This is a genomic window from Frankia gtarii (assembly GCF_025403375.1).
Lineage (GTDB): Bacteria > Actinomycetota > Actinomycetes > Frankiales > Frankiaceae > Frankia > Frankia gtarii.
In genome coordinates, this window is the sequence record NZ_JAMPTM010000179.1 from 1 (window position 1) to 13,930 (window position 13,930).

Annotated in this window: 12 protein-coding genes; 1 reads left to right on the top strand and 11 read right to left on the bottom strand. The window is 68.7% G+C overall.

Annotation, left to right across the window (positions count from 1 at the left end; genetic code table 11):
• Positions 1 to 36 precede the first annotated feature (36 nt).
• The 9 genes from rplB to rpsL form a co-directional block, all read right to left on the bottom strand.
• Positions 37 to 870, bottom strand: a complete 834-nt coding sequence (gene rplB / locus NBZ83_RS22020) for a 50S ribosomal protein L2 (protein WP_251746473.1) — start codon at positions 868 to 870, stop codon at positions 37 to 39.
• Between the two features lie 61 nt (positions 871 to 931).
• Positions 932 to 1,228 (bottom strand): 50S ribosomal protein L23, encoded by a 297-nt coding sequence (rplW, locus tag NBZ83_RS22025; protein ID WP_261553498.1) that lies wholly within the window; start codon positions 1,226 to 1,228, stop codon positions 932 to 934.
• Entirely contained in the window at positions 1,225 to 1,935 is a 711-nt protein-coding gene (gene rplD, locus NBZ83_RS22030) for a 50S ribosomal protein L4 (protein WP_261567281.1), read from the bottom strand. Before rplD ends, rplW begins: the two co-directional genes overlap by 4 nt.
• On the bottom strand, positions 1,932 to 2,636 hold the full coding sequence (gene rplC, locus NBZ83_RS22035) for a 50S ribosomal protein L3 (protein ID WP_261567282.1): 705 nt from the start codon (positions 2,634 to 2,636) through the stop codon (positions 1,932 to 1,934). The genes rplD and rplC overlap by 4 nt, the downstream gene beginning before the upstream one ends.
• 17 nt (positions 2,637 to 2,653) lie before the next feature.
• Complete coding sequence (gene rpsJ, locus NBZ83_RS22040; protein WP_007514815.1) at positions 2,654 to 2,962, bottom strand: 30S ribosomal protein S10; 309 nt, start codon at positions 2,960 to 2,962, stop codon at positions 2,654 to 2,656.
• 302 nt (positions 2,963 to 3,264) lie between these two features.
• A complete protein-coding gene (gene tuf / locus NBZ83_RS22045; protein ID WP_261567283.1) occupies positions 3,265 to 4,458 on the bottom strand; it encodes an elongation factor Tu in 1,194 nt (397 codons plus the stop codon).
• Positions 4,459 to 4,530: 72 nt separating this feature from the next.
• Complete coding sequence (gene fusA / locus NBZ83_RS22050; RefSeq protein WP_261567284.1) at positions 4,531 to 6,627, bottom strand: elongation factor G; 2,097 nt, start codon at positions 6,625 to 6,627, stop codon at positions 4,531 to 4,533.
• Between the two features lie 6 nt (positions 6,628 to 6,633).
• Entirely contained in the window at positions 6,634 to 7,104 is a 471-nt protein-coding gene (rpsG, locus tag NBZ83_RS22055; RefSeq protein WP_136446411.1) for a 30S ribosomal protein S7, read from the bottom strand.
• Entirely contained in the window at positions 7,104 to 7,478 is a 375-nt protein-coding gene (rpsL, locus tag NBZ83_RS22060) for a 30S ribosomal protein S12 (protein ID WP_009740532.1), read from the bottom strand. Before rpsL ends, rpsG begins: the two co-directional genes overlap by 1 nt.
• Positions 7,479 to 8,269: 791 nt before the next feature.
• On the opposite strand from rpsL, the gene mug reads away from it, so the two are divergent.
• Complete coding sequence (mug, locus tag NBZ83_RS22065) at positions 8,270 to 8,860, top strand: G/U mismatch-specific DNA glycosylase (protein ID WP_261567285.1); 591 nt, start codon at positions 8,270 to 8,272, stop codon at positions 8,858 to 8,860.
• A gap of 61 nt (positions 8,861 to 8,921) precedes the next feature.
• Here mug and NBZ83_RS22070 read toward each other — a convergent pair whose 3' ends face one another.
• Both NBZ83_RS22070 and NBZ83_RS22075 read right to left on the bottom strand, forming a co-directional pair.
• Positions 8,922 to 9,767: an RluA family pseudouridine synthase gene (locus NBZ83_RS22070; protein ID WP_261567286.1), complete on the bottom strand. Its 846-nt coding sequence runs from the start codon at positions 9,765 to 9,767 to the stop codon at positions 8,922 to 8,924.
• 215 nt (positions 9,768 to 9,982) lie between these two features.
• Positions 9,983 to 13,873 (bottom strand): DNA-directed RNA polymerase subunit beta', encoded by a 3,891-nt coding sequence (locus NBZ83_RS22075; RefSeq protein WP_261575712.1) that lies wholly within the window; start codon positions 13,871 to 13,873, stop codon positions 9,983 to 9,985.
• Positions 13,874 to 13,930: the final 57 nt, after the last annotated feature.

Consider the following 13,930-nt stretch of genomic DNA (forward strand, 5'->3'; position numbering starts at 1 on the left):
GGCTCACGGGGGCCGGGGTCCGGGTGCGTGAGGTCACTACCGCCGCCTGTTCTGCTTGCGACGACGCACGATGAGCGCGTCGGACGACTTCTTGTGGGCCCGGGTCCGGCCCTCCGGACGACCCTTCGGGTTGACCGGGTGACGACCACCGGAGGTCTTGCCCTCACCACCACCGTGCGGGTGGTCGACCGGGTTCATGGCGACACCACGCACGGTGGGCCGACGGCCCTTCCAGCGCATCCGGCCGGCCTTGCCCCAGTTGATGTTGCTCTGCTCGGCGTTGCCGACCTCACCGACGGTGGCGCGGCACCGGACGTCCACGTTGCGGATCTCGCCCGAGGGCATCCGCAGCTGGGCGTAGGGGCCGTCCTTCGCGACGAGCTGCACGCTGGCGCCGGCGCTACGGGCGATCTTCGCGCCGCCGCCGGGACGCAGCTCGATGGCGTGCACCACGGTGCCGGTCGGGATGTTGCGCAGCGGCAGGGCGTTACCCGGCTTGATGTCGGCGCCCACCCCCGAGCTGACCTGGTCGCCCTGCTTGAGCTTGACCGGCGCGATGATGTAGCGCTTCTCGCCGTCGGCGTAGTGCAGCAGCGCGATGCGGGCGGTGCGGTTCGGGTCGTACTCGATGTGCGCGACCTTCGCCGGCACGCCGTCCTTGTCCCGCCGGAAGTCGATGATCCGGTAGGCCCGCTTGTGGCCACCGCCCTGGTGCCGGGTGGTGATCCGGCCGTGGACGTTGCGCCCGCCCTTGGAGTGCAGCGGGCGGACCAGCGACTTCTCCGGGTGATCACGGGTGATCTCGACGAAGTCGGCCACGCTCGCGCCACGACGCCCCGGCGTCGTCGGCTTGTACCTACGAATTCCCATGGCTTCCTACCGTCCCTGGCCCGTCGACCCGTGGGCCGCCGCCGCGGCGCGGCGCACGCGCTCAGGCACCGGGGCCTCCGAAGATCTCGATCGTCTGACCGGGCGCCAGGCTGACCAGGGCCCGCTTGGTCGCGGACCGTTGCCCCCAGCCGTGCTTGGTCCGCTTGCGCTTGCCCTGCCGGTTGATGGTGTTCACCCGCAGGACGCGCACGTTGAAGATCTGCTGGACCGCGAGCTTGATCTGAGTCTTGTTCGCGTCCGGGTGCACGATGAAGGTGTAGACGTTCTCGTCAAGCAGGCCGTAGCTCTTCTCGGAGACGACCGGCCGCAGGATCACGTCACGCGGGTCGGGAATCACTTGTTCTCCTCCGCCCCGGCCGCGGTGGGCGATGCCGGCCGGCTGTCGCGGGCGAGGAACGCGGCCAGCGCCTCCTCGGTGAAGACGACGTCGTCGCTCACCAGCACGTCGTAGGTGTTCAGCTGCCCCGGGTCGAGCAGATGCACCGCAGCGACGTTGCGCAGGCTCCGCCAGGTCAGCTCGTCACTGCGGCTCGCGACCACCAGCACGCGGCGGGTGTCCGCGACCGTACGCAGCGCCGTCACCGCGGCCTTCGTCGACGGTGCATCGCCGGAAACCAGCGAGGACACGACGTGGACCCGGCTGTTACGCGCCCGGTCGGACAGCGCGCCACGCAGCGCGGCGGCCTTCATCTTCTTCGGGGTGCGCTGGTCGTACTTGCGCGGCGTCGGGCCGTGCACCGTGCCACCGCCAGCGAACTGCGGAGCGCGCAGTGAGCCCTGCCGGGCTCGGCCGGTGCCCTTCTGCCGGTACGGCTTGCGGCCGCCGCCGCGAACCTCTCCGCGAGTCTTGGTGTCGTGGGTGCCCTGCCGGGCCGCCGCGAGCTGCGCGACCACGACCTGGTGGATCAGCGGGACGTTCAGCGGCACGTCGAACACGCCACCGGGCAGCTCAACGCTGCCGCTGTCGCCGCCATGCAGCGCGTGCACCGAGACGGTGCGCGTGGTGGTGGCATCCGAATCGGATGCGGTCGCCACCCGGCTCATGCCGAGACCTCCTCACCGGCGCCGACCGCCACGGCCGGGGCGATCGCTTCGGGCGCCGGGCGCTTGGCCGCGCTGCGCACGAAGACGAGGCCACCGTCCGGGCCGGGTATCGCGCCCTTCACCAGCAGAAAGCCACGCTCGGTGTCGACGGCGTGGATGGTCAGGCCCGGCGTGGTGGTGCGCGCGTGGCCCATCCGGCCCGCCATGCGCAGGCCCTTGAAAACGCGGCCGGGGGTCGCGCAGCCGCCAACCGAACCCGGCGAGCGGTGCTTGCGCTCGACGCCGTGCCCGGCGCCCAGGCCCTTGAACCCGTGACGCTTCATGACACCGGCGAAGCCCTTGCCCTTGGAGGTTCCGGTGACGTCGACGACGGTCCCCGGAACGAACACCTCACCGGTGAGCTCCTGGCCGGGCCGGTAGTTGGCGGCGTCGGCGGTGCGCAGCTCGACGAGATGGCGCCGCGGCGTCACCCCGCTCGTGCCGAAGTGCCCCCGGGCCGGCTTGTTGATCTTACGCGGGTCGATCTCGCCGTAACCGAGCTGAACGGCGGAGTACCCGTCCGAGTCAGGCGTCTTGACCTGCGTGACGACGTTGGGACCGGCCTTGATGACGGTGACCGGCACGACGCGATTGTTCGCGTCCCATACCTGGGTCATCCCGAGCTTGGTGCCCAGGAGCCCTCTGTAGTTGCGGATGAGCATGACTGCGCCGGCCCCTCTTACAGCTTGATCTCGATGTCGACGCCGGCGGGGAGGTCGAGCCGCATCAGCGAGTCGACCGTCTTCGGCGTCGGGTCAAGGATGTCGATCAGCCGCTTGTGCGTCCGCATCTCGAAGTGCTCGCGGCTGTCCTTGTACTTGTGCGGCGACCGGATGACGCAGTAGATGTTCTTCTCCGTCGGCAGCGGCACCGGTCCCGCGACCTGCGCACCCGTCCGGGTCACCGTCTCGACGATCTTCCGCGCCGAGCTGTCGATGACCTCGTGGTCATAGGCCTTGAGCCGAATGCGGATCTTCTGTGCCGCCATGGTGGGCTTCGCCTGTCCTGTCTGTCTCGTCCGGCCGGTACCGCTACCGGGTCACCGCCCGTAGATCCGCCCCGCCGGTGGCGCGAGGCCCGCGCCCCGCCGCCGGCGGAGGGAGTCTGCCGGTTACCGCTGTCTCGTGCCGGTCCCGCGTCGACCGATCGACGCTGGGGCCGGATTACCTGCCGCGTTGGCAGCCGGGGATGCCGGCAGCCGGGCCGCCCGGGTAGTGGCGCTCGATCGCGCCGCCCGGGCAGCAATGTGGGCGGTGGGCCCGGGTGATCCGGACCCACCGCCCACCGGTACTACTTGAGAACCTTCGTGACCTGGCCCGCGCCGACGGTCCGGCCACCCTCGCGGATGGCGAAGCGCAGACCTTCCTCCATGGCGATCGGCTGAATGAGCTCGACCGTCATCTCGGTGTTGTCGCCCGGCATGACCATCTCGGTGCCCTCGGGGAGGGTCACGACGCCGGTCACGTCGGTGGTACGGAAGTAGAACTGCGGCCGGTAGTTCTTGAAGAACGGCGTGTGGCGGCCGCCTTCGTCCTTGTTCAGGATGTAGACCCGAGCCTCGAACACCGTGTGCGGCGTGATCGTCTTGGGCTTGACGATGACCTGGCCGCGCTCGACGTCCTCACGCTTGATGCCACGCAGGAGCAGGCCGACGTTGTCGCCGGCACGCCCCTCGTCGAGCAGCTTGCGGAACATCTCGACGCCGGTGACGGTCGTCGTGGTGGTCTCCTGCTTGATGCCGACGATCTCCACGGTCTCGTTGACCTTGACGATTCCACGCTCGACACGGCCGGTCACAACGGTGCCACGACCGGTGATCGTGAAGACGTCCTCGATCGGCATGAGGAACGGCCGGTCGATGTCACGCTGCGGCTCGGGGATCGAGTCGTCGACCGCGGCCATGAGCTCGAGGAGCTTGGCGCCCCACTCCTTGTCGCCCTCCAGCGCCTTGAGCGCGGAGACGCGAATGACCGGGACGTCGTCGCCGGGGAACTCGTACGAGCTCAGCAGCTCGCGGACCTCGAGTTCGACGAGCTCGAGGATCTCCTCGTCGTCGACCATGTCGGCCTTGTTCAGCGCGACGACGATGTACGGCACGCCGACCTGACGCGCGAGGAGCACGTGCTCCTTCGTCTGCGGCATCGGACCGTCGGTCGCGGACACCACCAGGATCGCCCCGTCCATCTGGGCGGCACCGGTGATCATGTTCTTGATGTAGTCCGCGTGCCCGGGGCAGTCGACATGCGCGTAGTGCCGCTTGTCGGTCTGGTACTCGACGTGCGCAATCGAGATCGTGATACCGCGGGCCTTCTCCTCCGGCGCCTTGTCGATCTGGTCGAACGGCGTGAAGGGGTTGAGCTCCGGATGCGCGTCGTGCAGCACCTTGGTGATCGCCGCGGTCAGCGTGGTCTTGCCATGGTCGATGTGACCGATGGTGCCGATGTTGACGTGCGGCTTCGTCCGCTCGAACTTCTGCTTCGCCACGGGGTCCCTCCAAGGACGGGTGGTGTCGTGCTGTGTAGTCAGGTTGGGGAGGTGCTCACGCCACGAGGGCGGTCACTCCCCCCGCGCCTTGGCGATGATCTCCTTGGCGACGTTCCCAGGAACCTCGGCGTAGGAGTCGAACTGCATCGAGTAGCTGGCCCGGCCGGACGTCTTGGACCGCAGGTCGCCGACGTAGCCGAACATCTCCGACAGTGGCACCTGCGCCCGCACGATCCGGGAACCGCCGCGCTCCTCCATCGCCTGAATCTGTCCGCGACGGGAGTTCAGGTCGCCAATGACGTCGCCCATGTGGTCCTCGGGCGTGGTGACCTCGACGGCCATCAGCGGCTCGAGAAGCACCGGGTCGGCCTTGCGCGCCGCGTCCTTGAACGCCATCGAACCGGCGATCTTGAAGGCGAGCTCGGACGAGTCCACGTCGTGGTACTGACCGTCCAGGAGGGTGACCTTGACGTCGACCAGCGGGTAGCCGGCCAGCACGCCGAACTCCATGGCCTCCTGGCAGCCGGCGTCGACCGACGGGATGTACTCCCGGGGGATGCGGCCGCCGGTGACCTTGTTCTGGAACTCGTAACCGCCGCCGTCGCCGCCAGAGGGCTCCAGGTTGATGATCACTCGAGCGTACTGACCGGAGCCACCCGTCTGCTTCTTGTGGGTGTAGTCGATCTTCTCCACCTTGCGGCGGATGGTCTCCCGGTAGGCCACCTGCGGCTTGCCGACGTTCGCCTCGACGCCGTACTCACGGCGCATGCGGTCGACCAGCACGTCGAGGTGCAGCTCGCCCATGCCGGCAATGATCGTCTGGCCGGTTTCCTCGTCGGTCCGGACCTGGAAGGTCGGGTCCTCCTCGGCGAGCCGCTGGATGGCGGTGCCCAGCTTCTGCTGGTCGGCCTTCGTCTTCGGCTCGATCGCGACGTGGATGACCGGCGCCGGGAAGGTCATCGACTCCAGGATCACCGGCGCGTTCGGGTCGCAGAGGGTGTCCCCGGTGGTGGTGTTCTTCAGCCCCACCACGGCGACGATCTGCCCCGCACCGACGCTCTCCCGGTCTTCCCGGTGGTTGGCGTGCATCTGCAGGATGCGCCCGATGCGCTCCTTGCGGTCCTTCGTCGAGTTCAGCACCGGCGAACCGCCGGTCAACCTGCCGGAGTACACCCGGATGTAGGTCAGCTTGCCGACGTACGGGTCGCTCATGATCTTGAAGGCGAGCGCCGAGAACGGCGCGTCCTCGCTGGGCTCGCGGCGAACCTCGGCGTCCTCGTCACTGACGGAGTGGCCGATGGTGGTGCCGATGTCCAGCGGGTTCGGCAGGAAGTCGACGACCGCGTCGAGCATGGGCTGGACGCCCTTGTTCTTGAACGCGGAGCCGCACAGCACCGGGTTGAGCTTGCTGGCGAGGGTGCCGCGCCGCAGGCCGGCCATGAGCTGCTCCTCGGAGGGCTCCTCACCCTCGAGGTAGAGCTCCATGAGCTCGTCGTCGTTCTCCGCGACCGTCTCCAGGAGCTTGTCGCGCCATTCCTGCGCGGCCTCCAGGTGGTCTCGCGGGATGTCGACGACGTCGTAGGAGGCGCCCTTGTCCTCGGACTGCCAGAGCAGGCCCTTCATCCGGATCAGATCGATGACGCCGCGGAAGTCGGACTCCACGCCCCAGGGGAGCTGGATGACGGCCGGCATCGCGTCGAGCCGCTCGACCATCATTTCGACGCAGCGGTGGAACTCGGCGCCGACGCGGTCCATCTTGTTGACGAAGGCGATCCGCGGCACGTTGTACCGGTCGGCCTGCTTCCAGACCGTCTCGCTCTGGGGTTCGACGCCGGCGACGGCGTCGAACACCGCCACGGCGCCGTCGAGAACGCGCAGCGACCGCTCGACCTCGACCGTGAAGTCGACGTGGCCAGGCGTGTCGATGATGTTGATGGTGTGGTCGCGCCAGATACAGGTCGTGGCCGCGGAGGTGATGGTGATCCCCCGCTCCTGCTCCTGCTCCATCCAGTCCATCGTGGCGCCGCCCTCGTGGACCTCACCGATCTTGTAGTTCACACCGGTGTAGAAGAGGATGCGCTCAGTCGTTGTGGTCTTGCCGGCGTCGATGTGGGCCATGATCCCGATGTTGCGGGTACTGGCCAGCGAGGAAGGTGCGTCAGATGGCATGTCGAGCTACCAGCGGTAGTGGGCGAAGGCCTTGTTGGACTCCGCCATCTTGTGGGTGTCCTCCCGGCGCTTCACGCTCGCGCCGAGGCCGTTGCTCGCGTCGATGAGCTCGTTCATCAGCCGCTCGGTCATCGTCTTCTCTCGACGAGCCCGGGAGTAGCCGACGAGCCAGCGCAACGCGAGAGTCGTGCTGCGACCGGCGCGAACCTCGACCGGCACCTGGTAGGTGGCGCCACCAACCCGGCGGCTGCGCACCTCCAGGGTGGGCTTGACGTTGTCGAGCGCCCGCTTGAGCGTGACGACCGGGTCGTTACCGGTCTTGTTCTTCGCGCCTTCCAGCGCGCCGTACACGATGCGCTCGGCGACTGACTTCTTGCCGCTCATCAGCACCTTGTTCACCAACGCGGTCACCAGCGGCGACCCATACACCGGGTCGACCACGACGGGGTGCTTGGGCGCGGGCCCCTTGCGCGGCATTAGCCCTTCTCCTTCTTCGCGCCGTAGCGGCTACGAGCCTGCTTGCGGTTACGGACGCCCTGCGTGTCGAGAGCGCCACGGACGATCTTGTATCGAACGCCCGGGAGGTCCTTCACGCGACCGCCACGAACCAGGACGATCGAGTGCTCCTGCAGGTTGTGGCCGACGCCGGGAATGTAGGCGGTGACCTCGATCCCGCTGTTCAGCCGGACACGCGCCACCTTGCGCAGCGCCGAGTTCGGCTTCTTCGGAGTAGTCGTGTAGACGCGGGTGCACACGCCACGACGCTGAGGGCTCCCCTTGAGTGCCGGGGTCTTGGTCTTCTCGACCTTGTCCTGCCGGCCCTTTCGGACCAGCTGCTGGATCGTGGGCAACGCCGCTCCCGTTCCTGTGACGCCTCGTCGTACTGCCTTGGGCAACCAGACCGGTACGCCGGCCTACCTGCTAACTCTTGCGAACCGCACCTGAGCCACCACCGTGACCTCGACCGGCTTCTCCGACCCACGCGGTCGGGCGTGTCGCACCGTTTCGTCCGAGGAGGATCGCAAATTCGATTGATCCACCTGCGGTGAACAGCGCGTCAGCCCGCCCGGCCGCTTCGCGGAACCGAGCCCGACAGTCGCCGACGGACACCCAGGCGGTGACTTTACGTCAACCTGCCAGGCACCACGGCGCCACATCGAAGTGCAAGACGCACGCCGGAACCACACGGGCTCCGGCCACGGGAACCAACAGTACTCCACGGTTGCGTCACGTGTCGAACGGGGTATCGGCCAACGTCCGACGCAGACACCGCAGCCCCACAAGCCCTCGACCTCGGGTCGCGGGATCCGCGGCTTGCCGCGACACGACCCCACCGCCAGACCCGGAACTCACTCGCTCAGCTCAGGGCTCGATCAGACCCAACGCCCGGTCAAGCCCAGGCCAGGACTCGGTGCGGGACCGGCCACGGCCCAGGACCGGACTCGGTGCGGGAAACCGGCCGGCCCGCGTCCTGATCGGCCCACCGGAGCCGACAATCCACTACCCGCGTTGCGGGGCGGCCGGACTCCGGCGTCAACACCGAAGGCTGCGGTTCGAGCACCGGGACCCGCGGACCTCCGCGAGCCTGATCCTGGCACGCTGTACCAGACGCACGATACCGGCATCGGAGGTCCTCGAGGACATGTTTGACGCAGTTGGCGCACAGCCACTGGCCGCTCCACCCGCGCGGCCGCCCCGGGCGGAGCTACTCGCCGCCTATGACACCGCGGTCCCCGACCTTGTCGCCCCGCGGACCACCGTGTTGCTGTGCGGGATCAACCCGTCCCTGGAGTCCGGGGCGACCGGCTTTCACTTCGGCACACCGAGCAACCGGCTGTGGCCGGTCCTGCACCTCGCCGGGTTCACCCCGCGCCGGTTGCACCCCAGCGAGACCGGCGAGCTGACCAGTCGCGGCCTGAGCATCACCAACCTGGTCAACCGGTCCACCGCCCGCGCTGACGAGATCAGCGACGACGAGGTACGGGCGGGCGTCGCCCGGCTCACCGAGCTCGTCGAGCGGATCTCGCCCCGCTGGGTGGCCTTCCTCGGCCTGGCCGCCTACCGCGTCGGCTTCGGCCGGCGCCGGGCGAAGGTCGGCCGGCAGCCGGAGACCCTGGGCCCGGCCGGCATCTGGCTGCTGCCGAACCCCAGTGGCCTCAACGCCCACTACCAGCTACCCGACCTGGTCCGGGTATACGGCGAGCTCCACGAGGAGGCCTACGGCGGCATGTGATCGCCCAGTCCCGGTGGCGGCACTCGAAACGGTCGTGCCGCCGAGCCCGCGGATCGCGTCCCTAGTTCTGGCGTCGAGCGTCATCGTTCTGGCGTCGAGTGTCATCGAGCAGATCGGCGGGCAGCGGGTCCCCGACGGGGGCGAGAAAGTCGGCGTCGGGCCGCGCCTCGACCTCGACGCGGGAGCCACCGGCCCAGGCCGCGTCGAAGGCGAGCCGCCAGGAGTGCAGGAAGGTGCGCGTCGCCGGCGCCTTGTCGAACAGTGGATCGCCGTCGATCGGATGGCCGATCCAGGCCAGGTGCACACGGATCTGATGGCGCCGGCCGGTCCGCGGAATCGCCGCGAGCAGGGTGCGTTCGCCGCCCTCCCAGAGACGGACAAACGTGGTGACCGAGGGATAGGTCCGTACATGCCCGAAGGCAGCACCCGGCGCGATCGACCAGTACCCCTCCTCCGCCACCGCGCCGAACGCTCCCGCCTCGTCGGCGCCGCCCCGGACGTCCGGGTCTGCCGGTGGGCGGCGCGACGCGGTGATGTCGGCGCGGTTCGCGGCCACCCGGACGCGGCTCTTGCGGCCCACGCTCAGGGGCAGATCGATGGTTCCAGTGGTGGGCAGACCCCGGGTGCGGGTCAGCGCCAGATATCGCTTGTCGACCGTACGCCGTTGGAACTGCCTGGTCAGGTCGCCGTGAAAGCGTAGTTCCCGGGCGAACAGCACGACCCCCGAGGTGACCTTGTCAATCCGGTGCACCGGGAACAGCTCCTCGCCCGCGTCGGCGGCGAGCCGCACGAGGTCGGTGTCGTGACGCTCCCCCATCACCGAGATGCCGACGGGCTTGTCGAGCGCGAGGACCGCGTCGTCCTCGTAGATCGTGCACACGCGCCGGATCTCGGCCCAGTCCGTCACGAAGCCCCCACCGATCGATCCCCTGCCGTTGTCCTGGTCCCGACTTCCTTGCCCTTCCGGAGGGCATCGCATCCGATTCGTCCCTCCGGAAGGGCAAGGAACCGGCAAACGGCAACCGGCGGGTTCGGCTCAGGGACTCAGAGGCTCAGGGACTCAGAGGCTCCGGGACTCAGAGGCTCCGGGACTCAGAGGCTCCGGGACTCAGAGGCTCCGGGTCAGCGGAAGTCGCCCGAGCTGCGGTAGTCGAACTCGTCGAGCGGGACGGCCTGGCCGGTGCCGGTGCCGAAGGCGCCGTACTCCACGCTGCCACCGTCCTCGTACGCGCCGACGGAGTACATCGCGGCGCGCGCCTCCTCGGTGGGCTCGACCCGGATGTTGCGGTACCGGGAGATGCCGGTGCCGGCAGGGATGAGCTTGCCGATGATGACGTTCTCCTTCAGGCCGACGAGCGAGTCCGACCGGGCGTTGATCGCCGCGTCGGTGAGCACTCGGGTCGTCTCCTGGAAGGAGGCCGCCGACAGCCACGACTCGGTGGCCAGCGACGCCTTGGTGATCCCCATCAGCACCGGGCGGGCCGAGGCCGGCTGGCCGCCAGACTCCACCACCCGACGGTTCTCACCCTCGAACCGCGCCCGTTCGCACAGCTCGCCGGGCAGCAGGTTGGTCTCGCCGGACTCCAGCACATTCACCCGCTTGAGCATCTGGCGGATGATGATCTCGATGTGCTTGTCGTGGATCGACACGCCCTGCGACCGGTACACCTCCTGGACCTGGTCGACCAGGTGGAGCTGGACCTGGCGCGGGCCGAGGATGCGCAGCACCTCGTGCGGGTCGACGGCACCGTCGACGACCTGGCTGCCGACCTCGATGTGGTCGCCCTCGCGGAACCGCAGGCGCGAACGCCGCGAGACCGGGTAGGCGATCTCCTCGCTGCCGTCGTCCGGCACCACCACGACCTTGAAGGTCTTCTCGGTCTCCTCGATCTTCACCCGACCGGAGACCTCGGTGATGGGAGCCTTGCCCTTGGGGCTGCGCGCCTCGAACAGCTCGACGACACGCGGCAGGCCCTGGGTGATGTCGTCGCCGGCGACGCCACCGCTGTGGAAGGTACGCATCGTCAGCTGGGTGCCGGGCTCGCCGATGGACTGGGCGGCGACGATGCCGACGGCCTCGCCGACGTCGACCAGCTTGCCGGTGGCCAGCGAACGCCCGTAGCACTGGGCGCACACTCCCATCCGGGACTCGCAGGTCAGCGCCGAGCGAACCCGGACCGACTCGATGCCGGCCTCGATGATCTGGCCGATCGCCACGTCCCCGGCGTCGGTGCCGGCGGGCACGATGATCTCTCCGTGCTCGTCGACGGCGTCGGAGGCCAGCGTCCGTGCGTACGCCGAGGTCTCGGCGTAACGGTCGCGCACGAGCACGCCGTCCGCGCCGCGCCGGGCGATCCGGGTGAGGATGCCGCGCTCGGTGCCGCAGTCCTCCTCGCGGACGATGACGTCCTGGCTGACGTCGACGAGCCGGCGGGTCAGGTAGCCGGAGTCGGCGGTGCGCAGGGCGGTGTCGGCGAGACCCTTTCGGGCGCCGTGGGTCGAGATGAAGTACTCGAGCACGGTGAGGCCCTCGCGGAAGTTCGCCTTGATCGGCCGCGGGATGATCTCACCCTTGGGGTTGGAGACCAGGCCACGCATGCCGGCGAGCTGCCGGATCTGCATCATGTTTCCGGCGGCCCCGGAGTTGACCAGCACGTAGACCGGGTTGGTCTGCGGGAAGTTCTTCTCCATCGCCTCGGCGATCTTGTTCGTCGCCTCGGTCCAGATCTGCACCAGCTCGCTGCGGCGCTCCTCGTCGGACAGGAAGCCGCGGTCGAACTGCTTCTGCACCCGATCGGCCCGCTGCTCGTAGTCGTCGAGGATCTCGGCCTTGTTCGGCGGCGCGACGACGTCCTCGATCGCGACGGTGACCCCGGACCGGGTGGCCCAGTAGAAACCGGCGCTCTTCAGCGCGTCCAGCGTCGCCGCGACCTGGATCTTCGGGTACCGCTCGGCCAGGTCGTTGACGATCCCGGCCTGAGCCTTCTTGTTCAGCTGGGCGTTGATGAAGGGGTAGCCCTCCGGCAGCGCCTCGTTGAGCAGGCAGCGGCCGAACGTGGTCTCCAGGTTGAACATGTCCCCGGTGACCCAGTCGGCCGACGGCACCCACTCCGACGGCGGGGTGGTGTCACGCAACCGGACGCTGATCCGCGCCTGCAGCCCGATCTCCCGGGCGTCGTAGGCCATCTGCGCCTCGGCGACCGAGGAGAACGCCCGGCCTTCGCCGATGGCACCCTCGGCCAGCGTCGACAGGTGGAACACACCGGTCACCATGTCGAGGCTGGGCATCGCCAGCGGCCGACCGGACGCCGGCGAGAGGATGTTGTTGCTCGACAGCATCAGGATCCGGGCCTCGGCCTGCGCCTCGGCGGACAGCGGCAGGTGCACCGCCATCTGGTCGCCGTCGAAGTCGGCGTTGAACGCCGTGCAGACCAGCGGGTGGATCTGGATGGCCTTGCCCTCGACGAGCTGCGGCTCGAAGGCCTGGATGCCGAGGCGGTGCAGGGTCGGCGCCCGGTTGAGCAGCACCGGGTGCTCGGTGATGACCTCCTCGAGCACGTCCCAGACGACCGGGCGGGCCCGCTCCACCATCCGCTTCGCCGACTTGATGTTCTGCGCGTGGTTGAGGTCCACCAGGCGCTTCATCACGAACGGCTTGAACAGCTCCAGCGCCATCTGCTTGGGCAGACCGCACTGGTGCAGCTTGAGCTGCGGTCCGACGACGATGACCGACCGGCCAGAGTAGTCGACCCGCTTGCCGAGCAGGTTCTGGCGGAACCGGCCCTGCTTGCCCTTGAGCATGTCGGACAGCGACTTCAGCGGACGGTTACCCGGGCCGGTGACCGGCCGGCCGCGGCGGCCGTTGTCGAACAGCGCGTCGACGGCCTCCTGCAGCATCCGCTTCTCGTTGTTGACGATGATCTCGGGCGCGCCGAGGTCGAGCAGCCGCTTGAGCCGGTTGTTCCGGTTGATCACGCGGCGGTACAGGTCGTTGAGGTCGGAGGTGGCAAACCGACCGCCGTCGAGCTGCACCATCGGCCGCAGGTCCGGCGGGATCACCGGAACGCAGTCGAGCACCATCCCCATCGGGGAGTTGCGGGTGTTCAGGAACGCCGAGACGACCTTGAGCCGCTTGAGCGCGCGGGCCTTCTTCTGCCCCTTGCCGCTGCGGATGGTCTCGCGCAGCGACTCGGCCTCCGCGGCCAGGTCGAAGTCGGCGAGCCGGCGCTGCAGCGCCTCGGCGCCCATGCCGCCGTCGAAGTACTGGCCGAACCGGTCGCGCAGCTCACGGTAGAGCAGCTCGTCCGGCTCCAGGTCCTGGACCTTCATGCCCTTGAAGCGGTCGAAGACGCGGTCCAGATCGTCGATCTTGCGCTGCGCGCGGTCGCGGATCTGGCGCATCTCACGCTCGGCCGACTCGCGGACCTTGCGCCGCGCGTCGCCCTTGGCGCCCTCGGCCTCGAGCTGCGCGAGGTCGGTCTCGAGCCGCTTCTGCCGGGTCTCGACGTCGGCGTTCTTCTTGTCCTCGAGCTGCTGCTTCTCGACACCCATGCGGGCTTCGAGGGTGGGCAGGTCGCGGTGCCGCGCGTCGATGTCGACCTTGGTGATCATGTAGGCGGCGAAGTAGATGACCTTCTCGAGGTCCTTCGGCGCCAGGTCCAGCAGGTAGCCGAGCCGGCTCGGGACACCCTTGAAGTACCAGATGTGGGTGACCGGGGCGGCCAGCTCGATGTGCCCCATGCGCTCACGGCGCACCTTGGCGCGGGTGACCTCGACGCCACAGCGCTCACAGATGATGCCCTTGAACCGGACCCGCTTGTACTTACCGCAGTAGCACTCCCAGTCCCGGGTCGGACCGAAGATCTTCTCGCAGAAGAGCCCGTCCTTCTCCGGCTTCAGGGTGCGGTAGTTGATCGTCTCCGGCTTCTTGACCTCACCGTGCGACCACTGACGGATGTCGTCCGCGGTGGCAAGACCGATGCGCAGTTCGTCGAAGAAGTTGACGTCCAGCAAGACTGTCGCCTGCTCTCTCTTTCTCGGTCGGGACGCTGGAGTCGGACGGGCCGCCGG

Excerpts from the sequence above, each read along its gene's own strand:
- rplB (WP_251746473.1), bottom strand. The coding sequence starts at position 870 with ATGGGAATTCGTAGGTACAAGCCGACGACGCCGGGGCGTCGTGGCGCG.
- rplD (WP_261567281.1), bottom strand. The coding sequence starts at position 1,935 with ATGAGCCGGGTGGCGACCGCATCCGATTCGGATGCCACCACCACGCGC.
- rplC (WP_261567282.1), bottom strand. The coding sequence starts at position 2,636 with ATGCTCATCCGCAACTACAGAGGGCTCCTGGGCACCAAGCTCGGGATG.
- rpsJ (WP_007514815.1), bottom strand. The coding sequence starts at position 2,962 with ATGGCGGCACAGAAGATCCGCATTCGGCTCAAGGCCTATGACCACGAG.
- fusA (WP_261567284.1), bottom strand. The coding sequence starts at position 6,627 with ATGCCATCTGACGCACCTTCCTCGCTGGCCAGTACCCGCAACATCGGG.
- rpsG (WP_136446411.1), bottom strand. The coding sequence starts at position 7,104 with ATGCCGCGCAAGGGGCCCGCGCCCAAGCACCCCGTCGTGGTCGACCCG.
- mug (WP_261567285.1), top strand. The coding sequence starts at position 8,270 with ATGTTTGACGCAGTTGGCGCACAGCCACTGGCCGCTCCACCCGCGCGG.